The sequence below is a fragment of the Pseudomonas wuhanensis genome (assembly GCF_030687395.1).
GTDB lineage: Bacteria > Pseudomonadota > Gammaproteobacteria > Pseudomonadales > Pseudomonadaceae > Aquipseudomonas > Aquipseudomonas wuhanensis.
Genome location: NZ_CP117430.1, coordinates 3,887,987 through 3,909,157 on the forward strand (window position 1 = coordinate 3,887,987; position 21,171 = coordinate 3,909,157).

21 protein-coding genes are annotated in these 21,171 nt (G+C 60.4%); 9 read left to right on the plus strand and 12 right to left on the minus strand.

Annotation, left to right across the window (positions count from 1 at the left end; all coding sequences use genetic code 11):
* Positions 1–42 precede the first annotated feature (42 nt).
* The 6 genes from PSH88_RS17730 to PSH88_RS17755 all read right to left on the minus strand — a co-directional run bounded on the left by PSH88_RS17730 (position 43) and on the right by PSH88_RS17755 (position 7,916).
* Positions 43–1,263, minus strand: a complete 1,221-nt coding sequence (locus PSH88_RS17730) for a helix-turn-helix domain-containing protein (RefSeq protein ID WP_305421776.1) — start codon at positions 1,261–1,263, stop codon at positions 43–45.
* A gap of 89 nt (positions 1,264–1,352) precedes the next feature.
* Entirely contained in the window at positions 1,353–2,147 is a 795-nt protein-coding gene (locus PSH88_RS17735; RefSeq protein ID WP_305421777.1) for an energy transducer TonB, read from the minus strand.
* Positions 2,144–2,590 (minus strand): protein TolR, encoded by a 447-nt coding sequence (gene tolR / locus PSH88_RS17740; RefSeq protein WP_305421778.1) that lies wholly within the window; start codon positions 2,588–2,590, stop codon positions 2,144–2,146. The genes PSH88_RS17735 and tolR overlap by 4 nt, the downstream gene beginning before the upstream one ends.
* Positions 2,591–2,603: 13 nt before the next feature.
* On the minus strand, positions 2,604–3,314 hold the full coding sequence (gene tolQ / locus PSH88_RS17745) for a protein TolQ (RefSeq protein WP_305421780.1): 711 nt from the start codon (positions 3,312–3,314) through the stop codon (positions 2,604–2,606).
* 96 nt (positions 3,315–3,410) lie between these two features.
* Positions 3,411–5,324, minus strand: coding sequence for a phytase (locus PSH88_RS17750; RefSeq protein ID WP_305421781.1), 1,914 nt, complete (start codon positions 5,322–5,324; stop codon positions 3,411–3,413).
* A gap of 63 nt (positions 5,325–5,387) precedes the next feature.
* Entirely contained in the window at positions 5,388–7,916 is a 2,529-nt protein-coding gene (locus tag PSH88_RS17755) for a TonB-dependent receptor (protein ID WP_305421782.1), read from the minus strand.
* 427 nt (positions 7,917–8,343) lie between these two features.
* Here PSH88_RS17755 and PSH88_RS17760 point away from each other — a divergent pair, with 427 nt between their 5' ends.
* Together PSH88_RS17760 and PSH88_RS17765 are read left to right on the plus strand one after the other, a co-directional pair.
* Positions 8,344–9,258, plus strand: a complete 915-nt coding sequence (locus PSH88_RS17760; protein ID WP_305421783.1) for a GGDEF domain-containing protein — start codon at positions 8,344–8,346, stop codon at positions 9,256–9,258.
* A gap of 9 nt (positions 9,259–9,267) precedes the next feature.
* Positions 9,268–10,305, plus strand: a complete 1,038-nt coding sequence (locus PSH88_RS17765; RefSeq protein WP_305421785.1) for an AraC family transcriptional regulator — start codon at positions 9,268–9,270, stop codon at positions 10,303–10,305.
* Between the two features lie 56 nt (positions 10,306–10,361).
* On the opposite strand, the gene PSH88_RS17770 is transcribed toward PSH88_RS17765, so the two are convergent.
* A complete protein-coding gene (locus PSH88_RS17770) occupies positions 10,362–10,766 on the minus strand; it encodes an acyl-CoA thioesterase (RefSeq protein ID WP_305421786.1) in 405 nt (134 codons plus the stop codon).
* 204 nt (positions 10,767–10,970) lie between these two features.
* Between PSH88_RS17770 and PSH88_RS30510 the strand changes: the two genes are divergently transcribed.
* Positions 10,971–11,192: a hypothetical protein gene (locus tag PSH88_RS30510; RefSeq protein ID WP_370694707.1), complete on the plus strand. Its 222-nt coding sequence runs from the start codon at positions 10,971–10,973 to the stop codon at positions 11,190–11,192.
* 207 nt (positions 11,193–11,399) lie between these two features.
* Entirely contained in the window at positions 11,400–11,780 is a 381-nt protein-coding gene (locus PSH88_RS17775; protein WP_305421788.1) for a RidA family protein, read from the plus strand.
* Positions 11,781–11,877: 97 nt separating this feature from the next.
* On the opposite strand, the gene PSH88_RS17780 is transcribed toward PSH88_RS17775, so the two are convergent.
* On the minus strand, positions 11,878–12,891 hold the full coding sequence (locus PSH88_RS17780; RefSeq protein ID WP_305421789.1) for a GlxA family transcriptional regulator: 1,014 nt from the start codon (positions 12,889–12,891) through the stop codon (positions 11,878–11,880).
* A gap of 258 nt (positions 12,892–13,149) precedes the next feature.
* On the opposite strand from PSH88_RS17780, the gene PSH88_RS17790 reads away from it, so the two are divergent.
* The 5 genes from PSH88_RS17790 (at position 13,150) to phnE (ending at position 16,845) form a co-directional block, all read left to right on the plus strand.
* Positions 13,150–13,368: a hypothetical protein gene (locus PSH88_RS17790; RefSeq protein WP_030128964.1), complete on the plus strand. Its 219-nt coding sequence runs from the start codon at positions 13,150–13,152 to the stop codon at positions 13,366–13,368.
* 246 nt (positions 13,369–13,614) lie between these two features.
* A complete protein-coding gene (locus tag PSH88_RS17795; RefSeq protein WP_305421790.1) occupies positions 13,615–14,466 on the plus strand; it encodes a putative selenate ABC transporter substrate-binding protein in 852 nt (283 codons plus the stop codon).
* Positions 14,463–15,260, plus strand: a complete 798-nt coding sequence (locus PSH88_RS17800) for a phosphonate ABC transporter ATP-binding protein (RefSeq protein ID WP_305421792.1) — start codon at positions 14,463–14,465, stop codon at positions 15,258–15,260. The genes PSH88_RS17795 and PSH88_RS17800 overlap by 4 nt, the downstream gene beginning before the upstream one ends.
* Positions 15,254–16,081, plus strand: coding sequence for a PhnE/PtxC family ABC transporter permease (locus PSH88_RS17805; protein ID WP_305421793.1), 828 nt, complete (start codon positions 15,254–15,256; stop codon positions 16,079–16,081). Before PSH88_RS17800 ends, PSH88_RS17805 begins: the two co-directional genes overlap by 7 nt.
* The gene (phnE, locus tag PSH88_RS17810) at positions 16,078–16,845 is read left to right on the plus strand and encodes a phosphonate ABC transporter, permease protein PhnE (RefSeq protein WP_305421794.1); all 768 of its coding nucleotides are present in this window, start codon (positions 16,078–16,080) and stop codon (positions 16,843–16,845) included. Before PSH88_RS17805 ends, phnE begins: the two co-directional genes overlap by 4 nt.
* A gap of 339 nt (positions 16,846–17,184) precedes the next feature.
* On the opposite strand, the gene PSH88_RS17815 is transcribed toward phnE, so the two are convergent.
* The 4 genes from PSH88_RS17815 to PSH88_RS17830 are packed head-to-tail and all read right to left on the minus strand — an operon-like array spanning position 17,185 to position 21,164.
* Positions 17,185–18,363: a spermidine synthase gene (locus PSH88_RS17815; RefSeq protein WP_305421795.1), complete on the minus strand. Its 1,179-nt coding sequence runs from the start codon at positions 18,361–18,363 to the stop codon at positions 17,185–17,187.
* Positions 18,364–18,410: 47 nt separating this feature from the next.
* The gene (locus PSH88_RS17820; protein ID WP_305421797.1) at positions 18,411–19,715 is read right to left on the minus strand and encodes an MFS transporter; all 1,305 of its coding nucleotides are present in this window, start codon (positions 19,713–19,715) and stop codon (positions 18,411–18,413) included.
* 47 nt (positions 19,716–19,762) lie between these two features.
* The gene (gene moeB / locus PSH88_RS17825) at positions 19,763–20,890 is read right to left on the minus strand and encodes a HesA/MoeB/ThiF family protein (protein ID WP_305421799.1); all 1,128 of its coding nucleotides are present in this window, start codon (positions 20,888–20,890) and stop codon (positions 19,763–19,765) included.
* Between the two features lies 1 nt (position 20,891).
* A complete protein-coding gene (locus PSH88_RS17830; protein ID WP_305421801.1) occupies positions 20,892–21,164 on the minus strand; it encodes a MoaD/ThiS family protein in 273 nt (90 codons plus the stop codon).
* Positions 21,165–21,171: the final 7 nt, after the last annotated feature.

Consider the following 21,171-nt stretch of genomic DNA (forward strand, 5'->3'; position numbering starts at 1 on the left):
CCTCATTTACTGACTGCATTCACTGGGTGGGTGAAGTGGATGCTAGTCATTGGGCAGCAACCCAGTGAGTAACAATACCGTCGCGAATCCCGGAACCTGCGGAGTCATCCAGCGACGGGCCCGGCCGTGACCGAATGACTGCACCTTGCCGGCAGCCGCCAGCGTGTCGAGGGTTCGTTGCACGGTGCGCTGACTGGCGCCAAGCGCCAACGCCAGGGCCGAGCTCGACCACGATTCGCTGTCGGCGAGGAAGGCGAGCAGCGTCGCATGTTGCTCTTCGACAGGCCGCGCCAGCACCACGACGTCACGCGCAACGCGCGGCACCAGCGCAAACCCTCGCCGGGTCGCGACGACATCGGCGATCAGGTGCAGCGCCGCGCGCAGCCGCCCGAGTTCGACGCGCAACCGCGCACGATGAGAGTCATCCGCGAACTTCATCCGAAAGGCACGCGCAATCAGCGTCTCCCTCGGCACGTCGGCGGGCCATGCTTCGCCTAGCGCTCGGGCGAGCGCGAATAGCACCGGCCGCCGGGCGAGTGAAACCGACGAGCCTGCATCGCGCACGACATACCGGCACGCGTCCACGACCAGCGCAGGGGATGCCAATAACGCTTCAATTTCATCGAGCAGCATCGGACGTTCCTGGCCACCGACAATCAGCCGCGCCGCCGGCGTGTCGAGGATGCGGGCGGCGCTTTCGACCTCTGCCGTCAACGCGGGGATAGCGGCGTGTTGTGCGGCGCGCTCGGCCCGTTCGAGTGCAACGCGCGCCGCTTTTGTTTGCAGGCGACGCATCGCGATGCCCGCCACGACCAGTTCGTAGGCCGCTCTCGATGCGGGTGGTAACGACGTTGGATCGAGTTCGGCGAGCCGGTGTTCGGCCTCGTCGAGGTGCCCGATCAGCAGCAAGCGGCGGATCTCGAGGTACCGTGCATGGGCGGCGTTGACCCAGTCGCCGTGCGCCTGAAGCGTCGCCCGCGCGGCGTCGAGTGCCTTGGTTGGCCAGTTCAGATCCCGCGAGGCGAACGCGATCTCGGCCTCGGCGACGACACACCGCGCCCGGGCCAACGCCTCTTTCGGCCCGAAAGCACGTGCGGCGCTGCGCACCAGTGTCTTCGCGCGCACAAGGTCGCCCAACTGCGCCATCGCGATGCCGCGAAGCGCGAGGGCTGGCGCATCGTCGCGCAAGGCGATGCGGTTCAGCGCACCGAGGGGATCACCCGTTGCGAGCGCACGGGCCGCCGCCGTGATCAGCGAATCCATCTGAAGCGCGCCACCTGTCATCCCCCCCCCACCGATCGATGCCCGCTGATCAGTCTATCTCACGACCGCCGATCCGCTATGGGAGCCGCTTACTTGATCCGATAGTGAAAGGTATTGCGCACGGCCGGCACCGCAACCGCGTGGCCGTCAACGATTCTCGGCTGGTAACGGAAGGTGTTGGCGGCGGCCAGCGACGGACGCATGAACAACGGATGGCAACCGTCCAGCACCTTGGGGTTCTCGATGTTGCCTTGGGGATTGACGGTGTATTCCACGGTGCAATCGCCTTCGATGTTTTTATCCAGCGCCCGTTGCGGATAGTCCGGCGCGTCCTTGCTCAGGGGCAGGTATTGGCGGCTGTCGGCAGCCACTTGGGCGGCCTGCTGACGCGCGCGTTCGGCGGCCAAACGCGATTGTTCGGCGCGTTGTGCCTGCTCTTGGGCCTGGCGCTGCTGTTCGAGGTCATGAGTACGTTTTTCTGTCTCCTGACGCTGGCGTTGTTGCTCGGCCTGGAGTTCGCGTTTTTTGTCTTCGATGCGTTTGCGCGCAAGAACGGCCTGTTCAAGTTTTTGCGCCTGGATCTGCGGATCGATCGCAGGTTTGACGGGCTGGATGGGCGCCTCGGCAACCGGTTCCGGCGTCGGCGCTGCAACCGGTTCAGGCGCCTGTGGCTGCGGCGCCGGTGGCAGCATCACCAGTTGCGTTCTCAACACCGCTGGCTGTTCGATGGGCGGTTTCTCCAGCGACCAGCCGTGCACCAACAACGCCAGCACGATGGCATGCACCCCTACCGCCAGGCTCGCCGCCAGACTGTTTTTCCAGAACCCGCTGCGGGCAGCGCCCCGCAACGTCATGGATGGACCGGGCATGATCATCGCCGTCATCGCGGGGCCTCGGTCACCAGCCCGAGATTGCTCACACCGCCCTGCTGCAATGCCGCCATGGCTGCAACCACGCTGCCGTAACCGACGTCCTTGTCGGCGCGAATGTAAACCTGAGTGTCACGGCGTTCGGCAACGATTTGCGCGACCTTGGCGCGCATCTCGTCGAGCGCCACCGCACTGTCGGTCTGGTGCTGCGTATCCAGTTCACCGCCGAGGTTCCAGTAGTAGCCGCCCTCGGCCTTCACCGACAGGGTAAGGATTTGCTGGCGGGTATCGGTGGCCAACGCTTCACTGGCGACCTTGGGCAGTTCGATCTTCACGCCCTGGGTCAGCATCGGTGCGGTGACCATGAAAATCACCAGCAGCACCAGCATCACGTCGATGTACGGCACCACATTCATTTCGGCCTTGGGCCCGTGCTTGCGTTGCGGTCTGACGAGCATCTGCATTCTCCTTTCAGGCTGCGACGGCCAGGTTCATCGGCGTGCCATGCAAGGTGCGATGCAAGCGCACCTGTAGTTCATTGCCGAAGGCGTAGTAGCGAGTCAGCAGGGTCTGGCTGCGCGCCGAAAAACGGTTGTAGGCGATCACTGCCGGGATGGCGGCAAACAGGCCGATGGCCGTGGCGATCAGGGCCTCGGCGATGCCCGGGGCCACGGTGGACAGCGTCGCCTGCTGCACCTGGGACAGGCCGAGGAAGGAATTCATGATCCCCCACACCGTGCCGAACAGGCCGATATAAGGGCTGACGGAACCGACCGTGGCGAGGAACTGCAAGCCCTTCTCCAGGCGGACTTCTTGCTCGCTGATGGCCACGTACAACGCCCGTTCAACGCCTTCGAGCACCACGTCGGCCGCGTTGCCCGAGTGCTGCCTGAGGTGGCTGAACTCCTGAAACCCGGCATGGAAAATCGGCTCGACACCGGCTTCGCTGTCAGTGCTCTGTGCGGTTTCGCGGTACAGCGGCAACAGGTCCGCAGTGCTGCGAAAGCGCTGCATGAAGCCGTTCAGCTGCCGCTCGCGACGTTGCAGCACGCCGCTGCGCTGGATGATCAGATACCAGCTGAGCACCGACGCCAGTAACAGGATGAGCATGACGGCTTTGACCAGCAGGCTGGCGTCACTGATCAGGCCCCAGATGGTCATGTGTTCCAGTGTCGCTTGCATGGTGAAACTCCTTGTCTGGCGCTCTCGGGCCGTCGATGCGCGACGGCCGTTGAGCTATTCGATGAAATAGTGATGACAGGTTGATGACTGGCCGGGTCAGGGCAATTTCAACGCCTTGGTGACCTCGGCCCAGGGCACGAATTTGAAGTTCTGGGTTTGCTCGGGCATGCGTTTGCGGCCGTCCTGCACCACCAGCATGCCTTGGCTCCAGGGACCGCCGAGGTTGGCCGAAGTGACTTCCAGGCCATCGGTTTCCGAAGCGCCGTCGATACCCGCCGCCGCGTTCAGCCCGACGCGGAATGCACCGCGAGACGCAAACGGCGGTTCGGCATCGAGCACCACATAGCTGTCGTTGCCCTGGCTTGAGATCACCAGATAGTCCTGCGCCGCGCTTTGATAGAGCGCCAGCCCTTCCACATCCGCCTGCAACTGCGCACCGACCTTGATCACGCTGCTGAGTGTCGCTGGCTGATCGGCGCGGGCGTCCACCGCCCACACGCCGACATCCTCTTCGCCGAGAAACAGGCGCTGGCGCTGGTCGTCGGCAACACAGCCTTCAGGTTGGCTGTCGACCTTGAACTGGCGCACCAGCTCGCCCTGTACGCTGCCGTTCGGCGCGCTCAAGCGGTATTGCAGGAAGGTGCCGTCCTTGCCGTTGACGATTGCGTAGATTTCGCCGCTGGCCGGTTGAAACAGGCAGATGCCGTAGATGTCCTTGAGCGGCGTGGGGATCTCCCCGGCTTCGCGCAACTCACCGTTGGTGCGGTCGATGCTGAACAGGCTGAGGCTGTTGTGATCGCGATTGCTCGCCACCGCGAGGTCGACGGTCTGCTGACCAAGCTTGAAATTCGGCCGTATATCGACGTTGTTCAGCCGCCCCACCGGCAACTCCTGCAACAGCTTGCCTTGCAGGTCATACGCCATCAGCCCCTGCTTTTTATTGGTGCCCAGCACCCGACTCAGGGCGGGTTGCTGCGGATGAATCCAGATCGCCGGATCATCCGCGGCATCGCCCTGGCGCCCGACCGGGTCGCTTTGGCTGATTGCCTTTACGTTCGCCAGCACCGGCGCCAAGGGCATCGGCGTGGTTTGCCAGTTGAGTTCGCCCTGATACAGACGACCGTCATCATCGTCGCGCAGCAGTACTTGCAAGCCTTTGGCCGTCGGGCGCAGGGCGAGGTTTTCCGGTTCCTTCAAACCCGGCAACGCCAAGGTGGCCTGAGCCGTCCAGCGTTCACCCTGCTGCTGATAGAGATGCAACTGCGCGACTTTCGGATCGAGTCCTACGATGCCACCGGGCATCAAGGCCATCGCACCCGCAGCCTGTTTGATCTCGCCGAACGGTTCGCGCATGGCCACCGGCGTGCGCGTTACATCGGCTTCGGCATGCGCCGGGTAGGCCCACCAACCGACGTTCTCCTCATTGACCACCAATTGATTGGCCGCGTCGTCGACCTGGCAGAACTGTGCCGATGGCGGCAGCGGCAGACCGCGCACCCGTTGCGGTTGCGGGTTCAAAGTGGCGCCGTTGCCCACCAACCATTGCTCACCCTTGCCCTCCTCGCCCACCAGAAACAGGAACAGGTTGCCGGCTTCGTCGCGGTACAGGCACAAGCCGTTTACCGGGTAATCCCGCGTTGGCAGATACACCGGTTGCCCCCAACTGCGCTTGGCCGGATCGAGGCTGACCAGCAGCGCTTGTTGACGGGCGTTGTCGAGGCTGGCCACCAAGACGTGTTGGCCGGCGGCGCGGCTGTCCAGGCTGCTGAACGAACCTTTCAGCCGCGCCAGCTCCTTGCCTTGCGCGTCGAGCAGCAGCAAGCCGTCGCGTTCGCTGGCGGCCAGGCGTTCAGGACCGGTGCCGGCGGGCAAAAACGCTACCGCGTCCACCGCCAGGTTCGGCGCCCAGGGTGTGAGGCTCAGGTTCGGCGCGGCCGCCATGGCCTGGCCGATGGTCAAGCTCATCAGGGTGGTCAGCAGACCCTGTTTGGGTAACCACGAAATACTCATGAACAGGCAAAGTCCTTGTCGTGCATCCATCAGGGCGGCAGCACCGGGCTGCCGCCCCGGGGCTTAAAAGTGGGTGAAGGTCAGGCCGAGCTTGTAGGTCGGGCCGTATTCTTCGTATTGGCCGTTGTAGGAGCGGTTGCCGGTGTAGACGAAGTACGGCTCGTCGGTGAGGTTCTGCGCCTCGAAGCTGACTTGCAGGTTCTTGGTCAGCGAATACCGCGCGCTGAAATCGACGAAGGTCTGGGCATCGACGTGCAGGTCATGGGCCTTGTCGTTGATCGAGGCCAGCTCAAAGAGGTAATCGGATTTGTAGTTGGCCGACAGACGCAGGCTCAGCTTGTCGTCTTCCCAGCCGAGCATCAGGTTGCCGACGGTGTCGGACTGATTGGGCAAATCGATGCTGCGCTTGCGGTTGATACCACTGGCGGCGTCGAAGCCTTCGATCTCGGCATCGGAGCGGCTGAAGGTGGTGTTGGCGCCGAGCAGCAGACCGTTCCAGGGCGCCGGCAACCAGTCGAATTTCTGCGAGTAGGCCAGCTCCAGGCCATAGAGTTTGGCGCTGTCGCCGTTGGCGAACGTATGGGCCTCGGAGAAATCGGCCCAAGCACCGGTGCCGGCCAGGTCAGTGTTGTAGACGAAGTTCTTGATGTCTTTGTAGAACACGAACGCCGAGACCGTGCCGGCATGGCCCATGTAGTGCTCGATGCCCAGGTCGAGGTTGCTGGATTCCAGCGGCTTGAGGTCCGGGTTGCCGAAGCTCGCCTCGTCATCGTCGATGACAAAACCCGGCGCCAGTTGACCGAACGTCGGGCGCACCACGGACTTGGTCCAGGCCGCGCGCACCTGGGTGTTCTTGTCCAGTTGATAGCGCGCATGCAGGCCCGGCAACCAGTGGTGATAACGGCGTTTGGTTTCGGTGGACTGGAACTCGCCGTCGGTGGCGCCGGTGCCTTTGGCTTCGAACTCGGTGCCTTCGTAGCGCAGGCCGGCAATGAAACGCCAGTCATCGATATCGATGGTGTTCATCAGGTAGCCGGCGTTGATGTCCTCGCTGATCTTGAAGTCGTTGACCCGCGATTCGGTCTCGTCGTAGAAGTCCGCCTGGTTCAGGCCACCGATCAACTGCTTGATGGCGCTACCGCTGATGCCCGGGCCGAACTGGCCGAGGCGATAATCCACGGTGCCTTTCTGGAAGCGGCTGAGGTTGAGCTGTTCATCGCTGAAACCCAGATCGTCGAAATCTTCATAGACCCAGGCGTCGAGGTTGTTGTCTTTGTTGCGGCGGCTGACCTTGCCGCCGAATTTGACCTGGGACGCATAGCCGCTGAGGTCGTAATCGCGGGCCAGGTCCAGGCGCAGGTTTTTCTCGGTGTCGGTGGTTTTCTGCTTTTCCCAGTCGATCTTGTCGAGGCTGAAGTTGTCCGGGTTGTAGAAGCCCTGACCGATGATGGGCCGCGGCTTTTCGGTGTCGTAGAAACCGCTGTCGGCGAAGTCCTCGGTGCCATTGAACGCGGCGTTGGCAATGTGGCCCGGGCTGTCCTCGCTGGAGCGGCTGTAGCCGGCCTGGCCGCTGAGGGTCCAGAGGCCGAACATACGCTCGCCGCCCAATACGTAGGACTGGATTTCCTGAGTCTCTTCCCGCTGCTTGAGTTTGCGGGAGCCTTCGGCGTCGCCCAACTCCCCCGCCGCCAGCGGGTCGGCGAATTCGAGGCTGGTGGAATTGCGCGTCTCGCTGTCCTTGTAGCGGCTGTACAGGGTGCGCAGGTAATAGCTGCTGAGGTCGTCGGGTTTGTAATCGAAGTTCAGGCCGCCACCGGAGCGTTCACGGCGGATGTCGTAATCGCGTTGCTCGAACTCCTGCAATTTGGCGCTTTGCTCGAAGTCCCAGGCGCCGCCGGTTTCAACGTTGTCCGAGCCGAAGTCGCGTTTCTGCCAACTCAGCGCGGCGGCGACGCCGAAGTTGTCGATGCCATCGCCAAGGCTGAAGCGATCACTGATGGCGCCGGAAAATTTCGGGCTGGTCTGGTGAGTATTCTTGTCGTAACTGGCTTCGCTGCTGCCGGTGTAGAACAGCCCTTTGTGATCGAAGGCCGAGAGGCTTTTCACATCCACGGTGCCGCCCAGGGAATTGGCGTCCATGTCCGGGGTCAGGGTTTTGATTACCGACAAAGACTGCACCAATTCCGAGGGCAACACATCGAGGGCCACGGCCCGGCGTTCGCTTTCCGGCGATGGCACCAGCGTACCGTTGATGGTCACGCTGTTCAGATCCGGACCGAGGCCGCGCACGCTGACAAACCGCCCTTCGCCCTGGTCGCGCTCGACGCTGACGCCCGGCAGGCGCTGCACCGCTTCGGCAACGTTCTCGTCCGGCAACTGCGCCACGCCGTCGGCATGCACCACGCTCTTGATGCTGTCGGAACTGCGCTGCTCCTTGAGCGCCTGATCAATGCTCGCCGCCTGGCCCACCACTTCGACGTGTTCGGTGTTCGCCACGGCTTCGGCGGCGCTCAGGCGTTCACTGGCGATGGCCATGGCCAGGGCGGTGAGCGTGAAGCCGACGACTCCGGCGGTGCTGCTGCGCTTGTACATGAATGTCCTCCCCCAAGAGTCCGTTAACGCCAGGCAAGAGGCCCGGCAACTGGGAGGGCACGCTAGGGACGGGGGATGACGGTTCTGTGACAGGGGGTGGCGGGAGGTGAGGTAAACCGGGGTTTTGCGGGGTTTCGGGGAGGGAAGTGAGCTGAAATGACTTGTTTGCATACGATCGATACGGACTCTGTGGCGAGGGAGCTTGCTCCCGCTCGGTCGCGCAGCGGCCGCATGGGTTTTGCCTGACCCACTGAAGTTGGGGAGCGCTGCGCACTCCAGCGGGAGCAAGCGCCTTCGCCACAGGTCCTCACTCGCCAGAAAATTCCACAGGACCATGAGCTGATTCGACCTCCCCCCCCCGTCACCCGACTGTCACAAACATCTGCTGTGCTGGCGCGCATTGCTTCTTCGCCAAAGGATCGCGGCCATGTTCTCAGTGCTCAAACCTCACCGTTGGAAACTCGCCCTGCTGCTGTTGGCCGCCAACCTGGGGTTGCTTCTGCATTTGGCCTGCGGCGAGGTGAAACCGGTCAGCGAATGGGTCTGGCTGGACATCGTCGGTGAGGGCGGTTCGGCGCTGCTGGCGCTGGTCTGGTTGGGGTTGGTGCTCAAGAGTCGGCCGGCCGGGCGCGTCACCAATTACCTGGCGCTGGGTTTGAGCGGGATCTTTTTTTCCTGGTGGATCGACAGCCTCGACGAGTTCATCCGCCTGCCCGACAGCATCACTTGGGATCACTGGCTCGAGTCCGGGCCGATGCCGGTCGGCATGATCCTGCTGACCATCGGCATCTATCACTGGCACCGCGAACAACTGGCAATCAGCGCGCAGATGGAGAAACGCGAGCGGCTGTTCCGCGAGCATCGGTTGTTCGACAAGCTCACGCCACTGGGCGGCGCCGATTACCTCAAGCGTCAACTGGCCGGCAGCTTTGAGGAAAGCCACGACCAACAACAGCCGCTGTCGCTGTTGGCGCTGGACCTGGACAACTTCTCGGCCATCAATCAGGCCTTCGGGTATGCCGAAGGCGACGCCGTGTTGCAAGCGCTCAGTCATTTGCTGCTGCTCAATCTGCGGCGCCAGGACTTGCTCTGCCGACTGGCCGGCGATCGTTTCGTGGTGCTGCTGCCCAATACCGGTGAGAGCCAGGCACGGTTGCTGGCGCTGGAACTGCAACAAGCGGTTCAGGGCCTGGCGCACAAAACCCGACAGCACGGCGAACGCTTGCAACTGTCGGCGAGCACGGCGGTGGTGATGGCGCTGAACGAGTCGCCAGACGCCCTGTTCAAGCGCCTTAACCTGGCGCTGGCCCGGGCCAAGCAGCCTCTGGCCAGAACGGCTTGAGGCCCGGCCATGACCCTGAAAACCACGTGGTACGAATCCGACAGCCGTTTCATCCCCGGGCATTATCAACCGGCATCCCTGATCGATCTGGCGCTGTCCCGGGACATCGACAGTCATCGTCTGCTACGCGGCACCGGGCTGTTTCATGAAGACATTCTGGCTGGTCAGACCCGCCTCAGCCCCCTGCAGTTTTTCGCGCTGATCGGCAACAGCCGACGTCTGCTGGATGCCGACGACAGCAGTTTTCTGTTCGGTCAGCGCCTGCTGCCCGGCCACTACGGCGCCGCCAGCCACGCCTTGCGCCATGCACAAAACCTGCACCAGGCACTCGATACTCTGGTGCAACAACAGGCGCTGCTCAGCCCGTTGATGACGCCGCGATTGGTGCTGGATGAAAAACACGCCTATCTCTATTGGCTGGACAGTTGCGGGGCCGGCGAACAATGGCGTTTTCTGCTGGAAGCAAGCATGACTTCGCTGGTGGCCATGAGTCGCGCGCTGAGCGGCCAGCGCTTGCCGTGGGAATGCAGTTTCAGCCATGCCGAGCCCCGTTACATCGAGCAATATTGGGTGCATTTGGGCGAGCACACTCAGTTCAACCGGCCTCTGGACCTGATGCGCATCCCCCGGGAATTTCTCGCCCAGCGATGGCCCGATGCATCGGCCACCGCTGGCCAGGTCGCCCGTCAGGAAGCTCAGGGGCAACTGCAACAGTTGGGCTGCACGTCGAGTTTTCTCGACGGCATGTACCGCTATTTACAGCGCCACGTGCGCCACACCCCAAGCCTGGAACAAGCCGCCCAGGCCTTCGCCATGAGCCCCGCCACCCTCAAGCGCAAACTGCAGAAACACGACACCGGTTTCCAGCAGCAGGTAGATTTGGTGCGCAAGCACGTGGCCCTGTACCTGTACCAGATCAAGGGGTTCAGCAATGAAGCAGTGGCCGAGTACCTGAGTTTCAACGATGCGGCAAACTTCCGCCGCTCGTTCAAGCGCTGGACTGGCAGTACGCCCAACTTGATCCGTCAGCTGTTCCATACCGGCTGAGGCGTCATGTGATCCGTAGGAGCTGTCGAGCTTGCGAGCCTGCGATCGCAGGCGAGTTATGAAAGAAGCGCTCTCAGCGGTGCTGGAATGGCAACAATGTCTTTGGTTTCAGGCGAGACACAAACATGAGTGACATTCGCGACAAACGATAGTGTCTCGTTGCCGACAAATCCTTCAACCAAAAACGTGAAGGAGTGAACCCCTAGCTTGGCGACGCTAACCTTGATGTCCAACTCATCATCCCAAGTCAGGGGAGTCAGTAACTCCAATGACATGGCGCGTACGGGTGGTAACACATCAAAACCCATCAGCGTTCTAAGCCCGGGTGTTCCCAACCACTTATCAAGCGCTCCATAAATAGCTTCCACTGCAAAATATGAAAATCGCGGGGTGTACACCACTCCCGCCGGATCACAATCTCCAAACAGAATGGTTCTGCTGACAAAAACCGCATTAGGCATTGATCTATTTTCCCTGTAGTTATCAGATGCCGGAAGTTATCCGAGTCCTTGGTTTTTATTTAATTACTTGCAGTTCGAGAGCGATGTCCATGTCTCCGCGCGGCAATCCATAACATAGCATTTCGGGTGCAGGTATCTGCAACTCTCGTTAAGACCCAACTGCTTTACTGGGATGAAAAATGGTTTTATTTCCAGCATGTTTTCATGGTGGGATCAAAAGTTTCGGCAGTGGCCAATGTCAAGGCACTCTTGATCGACCGCTCGCGCAAAGTCGTAGACCCTGCCCGAATATTCGCACTGATTGGTGAATCCCCTGAACCTCCAGCAGTACCGGAATCCATTGCTGATTGGGTTGTACGTCCTCGAGCACAACCACACGCTGCAGCATACGAACAGGCAAAGGCTCTCGATTCACTGAGCGAATAGTCGGTTTGCGAGGCCCTATAGGGAACTCATTGCCGTTGATGGATTGCCCGCCCTTCCGGGTTTTCGAGCCAATTCATGAACGGCACGACGATGGGACTGTAAACTGGCCGTTCAAAAAGGCATTGCCTTATTGGACGCCCCAGACTGAGCCAGCTGGCGATGCCAGGCTGGTCGCCCCTCTTCACCACCTCAAACAAGAGATCCCCCATGGCAAACCACGACCTCACCTTTCTCCCCGACCCAGACCCGGAATCCATCTCCTCCGACGTCGCCGGTTTCGGCGGCCTTCTGGTCTCCACTCAAATCCCTACTCGCGCCGACGGCAGCCTGGAACTGGGTGGCATCGCCGAGCAGAGTGAATGCACTCTGCAAGCACTCAAGGTAGCGCTGGAGCTTGCCGGCAGTTCCATGGACCGGGTGCTGCATCTGACCATTTACCTGACTGACATGGCCGACCGCGCCGCTTTCAACGAAGTCTACAAACGCTTCTTCGCCAAGCCGTGGCCGGTTCGCGCCGCCGTTGGCGTGGCGTCCCTGGCGGTCGAAGGCATGCGCGTGGAAGTGACCGCGATGGCGGCCAAGGGCTGAGCCTGCGGACATGTCCGGTGGCCCTGCTCCAACGAGCGTCCGCCACCGGGCATCACTCATTCAGGGAGATCCTCACTGGTACGCAAAAAAGCAGTGATTATTTAACGAGCCGTTTTTCCTTGGAAGGCCTGTAGCCGAAGTACGAGCTATAGCACTTGCTGAAATGACTGGGCGACACGAAGCCACAGGCAACCAGCACGTCTACCTGGGATAGCTCTGTGTGCTGAAGCAGTCGACGCGCTTCGGTGATGCGCAGCTCCATGTAATATCGCTGCGGCGTTGTCCCGAGCTGCTCCTTGAACAAGCGTTCGAGTTGTCGCCGGGAACGGCCCGCGTAGACCGCCAGTTGCTCCAGCTCCAGAGGCTCTTCGAGGTTGGCATCCATCAGCTTGACCACCTCTCGCAACGGCGCGCTCACACAGATGTTTTCAGCCGGTTTAATACGCCGGTAGCGAGACTCCTCGAAAGCGAGAATGTCCTCGATACCCTCGACCAGGGCTTTATCGTGCAGTTCTTTGATCCAGTCCAACGCCATATGAAATGCCCCAGAGGGACTGGAAGCGGTGAGCCGGTCTCGATCGATGACATAGGGCTCACTGGTGACATGCGTCGCCTTGGAGATTTCCGCGAGTGCGGGACGATGTTCGGGGTGAATGGCGCAACGGTATCCATCGAGCAAGCCTGCGCTGCCCAGGAACCACGCACCATTCCACAACCCGGCCAGACTGACGCCCTGATCTGCCGCCGCTCGCAACAGGCTGATGAACTCATCAGTCGTCTTCAGTTCTGTCCTGTAGCCGCCGCAAATGACCAGCAGGTCCAGGTCGTGAATGGCTGAAGAATCGATACGTGCGTCTGGCCGAATGACCAGGCCCAAGTCGCTGATGACCTCCCCCTCGTTCAAGCCGAACGTTCGGGAAGAGAACAAGCCGGGGCGCAGAAGATTCGCGGTGACAATCGTGTCCAGCGCTTGCGTGAACGCGGGCAGCGAGAAATGCTCGAGCAGCAGAAAGCCTGCTCGTACCATCTGGGTAGGCCCGTTGGGGTTTTCATTCAGATAGCGGAGGTTTTTTCCTTTCATGCCTCCGCTGAATTGACGTCGCTCGATCAATGTTCGACCCACTCGGTTACGTTAGCCAATCTGTCATCTGGTGCGCTTTTAAAGCGTCATGCTAACGGCAAAAGCTCAAAAAACCCTAGTACCATTATGCAACCGATCAGGCGAGTTGAAAGCCGTGACGAAGCGGGTCTTTATCATCGACGAAAATGATGTTGTGGCCGGTGATCCGGGCCTAGCCACAAATACTTGAAAACCCGAACTCCCTTCATACCGCTGTATCTAATGTGTAGGTCAATGGAGGTGAGCGAAATGAACAATGACGATGTTAATGACGACGAATCAGAAACGACCTCGAACGTCCCGCCTGCCGATACGTCTGGCAAACCCGTCGATGTGGTCGAAAGAGAGCTTGAGGACAGCGACAGTGACGCCGAAAGTTTAGATGAAGCGCGAAACCAGGAGCGGGAGGCTGAAGAGCTCAGGCGAAAAGTAGCGGAGATAGAACGCAAGGTGGCGGACGGTAATTAGCAAAATGCCGGAGGGGCGAGAAACATCATGATGCAAATGCTGGCCGAGGGTGATCTCACAAACGGGGTTATGCGCTCCGATAATTGACCGTTTTGGGTTGTGGATTCAACCGGTCGATACAACAGATTGCAATTGGGCCAAAACCGGTCAATATCGCTCCTTTCGTCTACCCTCACACAGCGCCACGCAGCATTAGCTTATGTCAGGCGCCTTGACACTCTTTCGTTAATACACCGGAGATCTTCCATGCTCAAGCGCACCCTGGCATTGGCCATCGGCTTGACCCTGTCATTTTGCACCCTGTTGGCGCAGGCTGCCGATACGCTGAAAGTCAGCGCGATTCCCGATGAAGCCCCTACCGAACTGCTCCGCAAGTTCAAGCCGCTTGGCGCCTATCTGGAACAACAATTGGGCATGAAGGTCGAGTTCGTGCCCGTGAGCGACTATCCGGCCGTGGTCGAGGCGCTGGCCACCGACCGCATCGACCTGGCCTGGCTGGGCGGCTTCACGTTCGTGCAGGCACGCCTGAAAACCGGCAATGCCATTCCACTGGTACAGCGCGAACAGGACGCCCAATTCACCAGCAAATTCATCACCGCCGACCCTGCCGTCAGGTCCCTCGCCGATCTCAAGGGCAAGACCTTTGCATTTGGCTCGGTGTCCTCCACTTCAGGCAGTCTCATGCCGCGTTATTTCATGTTGAAGGACGGCATCAAGCCAGAAACCTACTTCAGTCGCGTGGGCTACTCCGGCGCCCATGACGCCACTGTCGCCTGGGTCCAGGCCGGCAAGGTGGACGCCGGGGTACTGAACGCCAGCGTGTGGGAAAAACTGGTCGCCGCCGGCAAGGTCGACACCACCAAGGTCAAGGTGTTTGCGACCACCCCGGCCTACTTCGACTACAACTGGACAGTGCGCGGGACCCTCGACCCAGCGTTGGCGGCCAAGATCAAGGCTGCCTTCCTGGCTCTCGATCCGGCGAACCCCAAGGACAAGGAAATTCTGGATCTGCAGGCCGCCAGCCGATTCATCGAAACCAAGCCTGAAAACTACAAAGGCATCGAGGAAGCCGCACTCGCCGCCGAACTGCTCAAATGACATTGCGTCTGACCCAGGTCAGCCTTACCCACGCCAACGGCGTCCGGGCGCTGCGTGGCGTGGACCTGCATATCGGTGCAAGCGAACAGGTCGCCATCATCGGCCCGTCTGGCGCAGGCAAGTCGAGCCTGCTCAACCTGCTGGCCACCGCCCTGAGACCGGGCAACGGCGAGTTGCAGGTGCTCGGCGAGCACGCCTGGCGGCTATCTGCCCGTCAGCGTCAGCGTCTGCGCGCTCGCATCGGCCTGATCCATCAATCGCCTCCCCTGCCACCGCGCCAACGCGTGATCACCGCGGTTCTGGCCGGAAAGCTGGGTCAGTGGGGTTTGGGCAAGAGCCTGTTGAACCTGCTGCATCCACTGGATATTCCGGGCGCACGCGCGGCATTGGCCAGGCTGGACCTGAGTGACAAGTTGTTCGCGCAATGCCAGCAACTGTCCGGCGGACAGCTGCAGCGCGTGGGCATTGCCCGCGTGTTGTACCAAGCGCCCGAGGTGTTGCTGGCCGATGAGCCGGTATCGGCCATGGACCCTGTGTTGGCCCAACACACGCTTTCGGTGCTCTGTCGCCATGCCCGGCAGCACAACGTCACCCTGGTCGCCAGCCTGCACGCGGTGGAGCTGGCCCTGGCGCATTTTTCGCGCATCATCGGCTTGCGTGATGGACAGATCCTGTTCGACCTTCAGGCCAGCGAAGTCGACCGTGAGTTGCTCGACAAGCTCTACGCCAACGAACAATTGCTGTCCCCACCGATTGCTCCGGCGCCCTTGAGTGTGCAAATTCCCCGATGCTGACCCGTGATACCCGAGATCCCGCCGCCCTGCCCCGCCTGCTGCTCACCTTGCTGGCCCTTGCCCTGCTGTGGCCGGGCATCCATTTCAGCGAGTTGGACCTCAGCGTGCTGGTGGCGAGTGACAGTCAGAGCGAGATGGGCCGGTTTGTATCCGCCTTCTGGCCACCGGCCCATGGCGAAGAGTTCATTGAGCTGCTGTTGCAAGCCACCCTGCAGACCCTGGCCATCGCCACGGCGGGCATGGCCCTGGCGTTGCTGTTGGCAGTCCCCGCCAGCCTGTTGGCCAGCCGTGCTCTGTCGCTGTCTGCTGCCTCCCGGGCCGGTCACCCGAGTTATTGGGGCCAACTGCTGCGCTGGCCCATACGCGGTTTACTGATCTTTCTGCGCAGCGTGCCGGAAATCGTCTGGGCCCTGCTGTTCGTGCGCGCCGTCGGCCTCGGCCCGACGGCCGGGGTGCTGGCCATTGCCATTACCTACAGCGGCATGTTGGGTAAGGTTTACGCGGAAATTTTCGAATCGGTCGACCAGCGTCCGGCCCACGCGCTACTGCAATCGGGCAGCGGTCGGCTCGCAGCCTTTTGCTACGGGATCCTGCCCAATGTCGCTGCGGAGTTGCTCTCGTACACGGTGTACCGCTGGGAATGCGCAATCCGCGCCTCGGTGGTGATGGGCTTTGTCGGTGCCGGCGGTCTGGGCCAGCAAATGGATCTGTCGTTGCGCATGTTCGCCGGCGGTGAAGTGGCCAGTTTGTTGCTGACGTTCCTTGTGCTGGTGCTGCTCGCCGATCAACTCAGCCGCCTGCTGCGCTGGAGGCTGGCATGAATCGCCTGATCAATCTGGCACTGCTGCTCTGCATCGGCGCAGCGGTGGTCGCCTCGTTCATCTACCTGGGCATTGACCTCGGTGAGCTCGGGGGTGCCGGCAACCTGAAGCAGATGGGTGCTTATGCGCAGCGCTTTCTCAGCCCGGACTTGAGCTCCGGCCATCTGCAAGCCATCGGCCACGGCGCCCTGGAAACCATTGCCATGTCTGCCCTTGGCACCCTGCTCGCGGCGGTATTCGGCCTGCTGTTGGCATTGCCCGCGGCCGGGCGCTTCGGCTGGCCATTGCAGAGCGCGTCGCGTCTGGTGCTCAACGCCTTGCGCGCGGTTCCGGAACTGGTGTGGGCCGCGCTGATGGTCCTTGCCGCTGGGCTCGGCCCCAATGCCGGCACCCTGGCATTAGCCCTGCACACCACCGGCGTGCTCGGTCGGCTGTTCGCCGAAGCGCTGGAAAACACCCCACCAGAACCCGCCGAAGCCATCCGCCTGCAGGGCGGCAACGCCGTATGGGCGTTCTGTTACGGCACCCTGCCCAACCTGTTGCCACAGCTACTGGCCTACATCCTGTACCGCTGGGAAAACAATATCCGCATGGCCAGTGTGCTTGGCTTCGTCGGTGCAGGTGGTTTGGGGCAAATGCTCTATGTCAGCCTCAGCCTGTTCCAGGAAGCGCAAGCCAGCACGGTTATTCTGGCCATGCTGTTACTGGTACTCGCCGTCGATACATTGAGCAGCTGGAGCCGTCAGCGCTGGGTCAAGGCCTGATTGCTTTCGCAGCACAGATGCATCTGCAAGGTGCCCGGCAATCGTTCAGTGGGTCTTCGAAGTTATGCAAACCCGAGGAACGACAGGATAACCACGACGATCACAACGACCCCAACGATGTAGATGATGTTGTTCATGAAGGCCACCTCTCAATCTGGACAGGGACTGCGACACGAGAGTGCTACAAATACAAGGTACTGCACCTTTGCGCGCAATTCCATTCGGAGCACGCATAGGCTCCGATCTCGCCGAAACCTTGGTTTGACGCTGGGGGTTACATGGATCCTGAACGGGTGGACATGCTTGAAGACGCAGCGGGCTGATCGGCGGCGCAGGTGGCTACGCTCTTGGCGCTCGGCTCGGTGAAACGTCGGACCGCCATGTGCTCGGTGACAATCGGGCTAGCGCCCGTCGAAAGCCTTCCACTTTGGTCACATCCCCCCGGGTTCTGTGCGTAACGACGCCATAGGCATAAGGAAGTAAACCCTCCAGCCAGTCTCGTGGGTGGATCTCGACGCTTTTCTCCAGTGTCGCGAGGACCCAGTCGGGAAGCCATGACATATCGCGGTCCGAGAAGTTGACTTCGCCTGCGATCAGCAACGCCAGCGTGGTACGCAGCGAAGACTTGTCTTTCAACAATCGTTCTTGCAGCGCTTGGCAAGCGTCCGGGTCATCCAGTAACACGCGAAGATCGTTGGGTTTGTTCAGCTTCAGTGAGGCTGGAAGCAGTGCCGATAAGGCCGGTAACGACTCCTTCCAGCGTTTGTGCACCTCGAGATCAATTCCGACGAAGTCCAGCAGCGGAGGCTCAAGCGGCGCGTCACGGATAACCGTGGGTGTCAGATAGCGCAGGCGAAGGCTCATGATGTCCATGAAGAGCCGGTCACTGGCACATAAAGACTCTAGGGCAGCTGCGGTGCGTGGTGTGGTTGATGGAGGTGGGCCGATAATGAACGTCGCATTGCGCCGGTGAGGCAGGTAATGAATGTCGCCCCAGCTGTCGTTCAGGCAGTGTGCAAGCCAAGCCTGGGGTGTAGGGCCGTTGAACGGGTCCAGATTCATGGGGACGCCAAAACCGTTGAACACCACATGACCGAGGGGGTTGAGGCGGCTCTTCAATAGTTGGTGGAACGCGTGATCAAACACTATCGGGGCATAACCGTTCTGGGTGTAGAGGTCGACAATAATGACGTCGTACCGGTCGGGGGTGACGTCCAGGAAGTGCGCGGCATCAGCGACCACGCTGTCAAAGTCGATATGCGCTGCAAGTCGGTTCCGGTTATCGAGGCTGCGCACGAGTGCGGTCTCGTCCAGATCAACGGCCAACAGACGGGCCACTCTGGTGCTGGCTGCGATCGGCGCCAGCGCCACACCGTCCGAAAGCCCCAGCATCAGAACCGAGATTCGATCCTTGGACGGGTCCCCCAGGAAACCGGTACAGCCCATATCATCATAATATTGGCCGCAGAAGATCTGTTCATGTTGAGCAGATTCTGGTCGATCCTTGAAGTCCGGCATGGTGAAAGGCAACTCCATTTGTAAGAGGCGGGGGGCGGCGAGGCACGTCAGTGCGCAAACGCTTCAGGGTATTTTTCCTGGTAGGCATCATTGAGCTGCGTATCCGGGGAACGCATGAAAGTTTTGAAATCGGGTACCAGAAAGACCAGCAGAGACAACAGCAGCACCATGACACCCAGCAGCGTGATTGTCAGTGCAACCCCCAGATCGGCGATCAGGGTGTTCATCGCAAAACTGCCCAAGGGGCTGGCCGCCGCAGACAGAAATGAAACCGTGGCAAAAATCCGGTTGCGATGGAGCTTGGGCGTCGCCAGCAGCCTCACTGCGGAGGTGGGGATGTTGATCAACATCAGGCCTACGCCGCCGCAGAAAAAGGCCGCGGGTACGATGAACGACGATGAAACGGTGCCGACCACCACCAGATTGCACCCCAGTAATGCAAAACCTGCGGACACACACATGTCACGGGGGACCCGGTCGGATAACCAGCCGATGATCTTGTAACTGCCCGCCAGAATGCCCAGCCCGAAGCATGAATCCAGCAGACCGATGTATGTGACCGGGTACTGGATGATGTCCTTTACGTACAGTGGAATCAAAATGGTGAAGAACGGAAACAGGGCAAAGTTGATCAGCATTGCAATGATGGCCAGGTAAAACTCGACTTTCACTCCGTAAACCACTTTGAAACCGGAATAAATCATGCTGAAGCCGCTGGCACCCGGGGCTTTTTCGCCTTGACCGGTGGCACCGATGTGGCTCGGGATGGTCGCGATCAACGCTCCGGCGATGAGAATCGCAAAAAAATCGGCAGCAAAGGCGAACGTGATACCGAACCCGTAAATCAACCCGCTGGCCAGTACCGGCCCCAGCAGAATAGAAAAGGACGACATTACGCTTTTGGTCCGAAAGGCCAGGGAGACTTTATCGTCGTCTGCGAACAAAGGAATGATCGACGCCTGGAGAGGGTCGCGCACACCGACAATCGCACTGCTGATCATCATCAGCGCGCCCACCGTCCAGGGATTGAACGACCCCGTGGCGGACAGCACCACCATCAACAGCGCTGTCAGCAGGCTGATCCATGAGGCCAGCTTGATGATCAGGATTTTGTTGTACTTGTCCCCCAGCCATCCCAACAAGGGTTTGGCTAACACCTCCGCCGCAATGGAACAGGCAATCATGTTGGCGAAGTACAGGGCAGAGCCTGTTTCCTGCAAGGCCCACCAGGCCACCGCCAGTTGATTGCACCGTCCACCCAGAACCATAAGCAAAAAGCTGAATTGCACTTTCAGCAGACGCCGGTCGATGCCGGGAAAGCCCCACGTAATGCCTGAAAAATTTGCACTCATTAACGTACCTTTGATTCAGATAGGGCTACTGCTCAAGCCGGGGGTGTTCAAGAAACGACGGGGTGACGGTCATCAGGGTAGATCGCCAGATACTGCTCGACCCCACCCTCAAGGCTATAGAGTTCCGCATCCTGGTTGACGCTGCGAACGGCCAGTAGGGCTGCCTTGCTTCTGATGCCGGATTTGCAATAGAAAACGATACGGCGGGTGGTATCGAGCTCTTCCTGGCGCTTGATGATGTCTTTGAGCGGAATCAGTCCACCGCCCAGCGAACCTTGCTGATGCTCGTGGACATCACGCACATCGACCAATTGAAATGGTGCTTGTGTCGCTATCCAGTCATGCAGTGTATGGGGTGACAGCCAGTCGCTGTCGCGCCACTGAGGTGTGGTCGCGGCGCCAAGCGTTCCAGCAGGGGGCCGGCTCCGTGTTTTCTTGTTGATGCTCAACAGGTGGAAAGTGTTGTCCAGGCCGTCGATAGACAACAATTGCCCGCTCAATGGCTCCCCGGCACGGAGGATGAGCTTGAGTACTTCATTGGCCTGAAAGCAACCGAGCAAGCCAGGTATGACGCCAAGAACTCCCGCTTCCGAGCAGTTTTGTGTCAAGTGCGGTGGCGGCGGTGTTTCGAACAGATCCCGGAAGCACGGCCCCCGTTGTTGGGTGTGTGGGTTGTAATAATTAAATACCGACACCTGCCCCTCGAACTGACTGATCGAAGCATAGACCATCGGTTTTTCGCACTCGATACAGGCGTCACTGATGAGGTATTTGGCGTCGAAGTTATCCGTGGCGTCGACGATGATGTCGTATTCCGCCAGCAGCGACAGGACATTGTCCGGGTTCAGCGTCGTGGCAACGGTGTGGACGACGATGTCGGGGTTCAACTGGTTGATGCGGCGCAAGGCTGCCGACACTTTCAGGTCGCCTACATCGGCAATCGAATAGAGTATTTGTCGGTGCAGATTGCTCACGTCGACGATGTCGTTATCAATGATGCCGATCGTCCCGACGCCAGCACCTGCCAGGTACAGGAGTACCGGGCAACCCAGCCCCCCGGCACCGACCACCAGCACCTTGCTGTCTTTGAGGCGCTGCTGCCCCTCAGCGCCGACCTCGCTGAGGATTATCTGGCGGGCGTAACGGGAGGTGTCCGTCTTCAGGTTGCATTGCATGTCAGCCACCTGCCACGGCGTTGATCAGAATCAATTGCGCGTTACTGTCCAGAGGACTACGGCGGTCATGCTCACTGGTCACGGGCATGCCGTCGACGAACAACCCCACGAACGGCAGCGGGTACAGGTCCTCAGAGAAGACCGGGCCAATCAGGTCGGGAAACCGTGCGGTCAGGTTGTTGAGTACATCGCTGACACACAGGCCCTCGGTGGCGTGTGTTTTATGCTGCTCGGTGTACGACATGAACTGCCGGGGAAAGTGTACGACTGCCATGGGTCAT

Bases quoted from the DNA above. Each gene is read 5' to 3' on its own strand.
- PSH88_RS17730 (WP_305421776.1), bottom strand. From the start codon at position 1,263: ATGGATTCGCTGATCACGGCGGCGGCCCGTGCGCTCGCAACGGGTGAT.
- PSH88_RS17735 (WP_305421777.1), bottom strand. From the start codon at position 2,147: ATGACGGCGATGATCATGCCCGGTCCATCCATGACGTTGCGGGGCGCT.
- tolR (WP_305421778.1), bottom strand. From the start codon at position 2,590: ATGCTCGTCAGACCGCAACGCAAGCACGGGCCCAAGGCCGAAATGAAT.
- tolQ (WP_305421780.1), bottom strand. From the start codon at position 3,314: ATGCAAGCGACACTGGAACACATGACCATCTGGGGCCTGATCAGTGAC.
- PSH88_RS17750 (WP_305421781.1), bottom strand. From the start codon at position 5,324: ATGAGTATTTCGTGGTTACCCAAACAGGGTCTGCTGACCACCCTGATG.
- PSH88_RS17755 (WP_305421782.1), bottom strand. From the start codon at position 7,916: ATGTACAAGCGCAGCAGCACCGCCGGAGTCGTCGGCTTCACGCTCACC.
- PSH88_RS17760 (WP_305421783.1), top strand. From the start codon at position 8,344: ATGTTCTCAGTGCTCAAACCTCACCGTTGGAAACTCGCCCTGCTGCTG.
- PSH88_RS17765 (WP_305421785.1), top strand. From the start codon at position 9,268: ATGACCCTGAAAACCACGTGGTACGAATCCGACAGCCGTTTCATCCCC.
- PSH88_RS17770 (WP_305421786.1), bottom strand. From the start codon at position 10,766: ATGCCTAATGCGGTTTTTGTCAGCAGAACCATTCTGTTTGGAGATTGT.
- PSH88_RS30510 (WP_370694707.1), top strand. From the start codon at position 10,971: ATGGTGGGATCAAAAGTTTCGGCAGTGGCCAATGTCAAGGCACTCTTG.
- PSH88_RS17775 (WP_305421788.1), top strand. From the start codon at position 11,400: ATGGCAAACCACGACCTCACCTTTCTCCCCGACCCAGACCCGGAATCC.
- PSH88_RS17790 (WP_030128964.1), top strand. From the start codon at position 13,150: ATGAACAATGACGATGTTAATGACGACGAATCAGAAACGACCTCGAAC.
- PSH88_RS17795 (WP_305421790.1), top strand. From the start codon at position 13,615: ATGCTCAAGCGCACCCTGGCATTGGCCATCGGCTTGACCCTGTCATTT.
- PSH88_RS17800 (WP_305421792.1), top strand. From the start codon at position 14,463: ATGACATTGCGTCTGACCCAGGTCAGCCTTACCCACGCCAACGGCGTC.
- PSH88_RS17805 (WP_305421793.1), top strand. From the start codon at position 15,254: ATGCTGACCCGTGATACCCGAGATCCCGCCGCCCTGCCCCGCCTGCTG.
- phnE (WP_305421794.1), top strand. From the start codon at position 16,078: ATGAATCGCCTGATCAATCTGGCACTGCTGCTCTGCATCGGCGCAGCG.
- PSH88_RS17815 (WP_305421795.1), bottom strand. From the start codon at position 18,363: ATGCCGGACTTCAAGGATCGACCAGAATCTGCTCAACATGAACAGATC.
- PSH88_RS17820 (WP_305421797.1), bottom strand. From the start codon at position 19,715: ATGAGTGCAAATTTTTCAGGCATTACGTGGGGCTTTCCCGGCATCGAC.
- moeB (WP_305421799.1), bottom strand. From the start codon at position 20,890: ATGCAATGCAACCTGAAGACGGACACCTCCCGTTACGCCCGCCAGATA.
- PSH88_RS17830 (WP_305421801.1), bottom strand. From the start codon at position 21,164: ATGGCAGTCGTACACTTTCCCCGGCAGTTCATGTCGTACACCGAGCAG.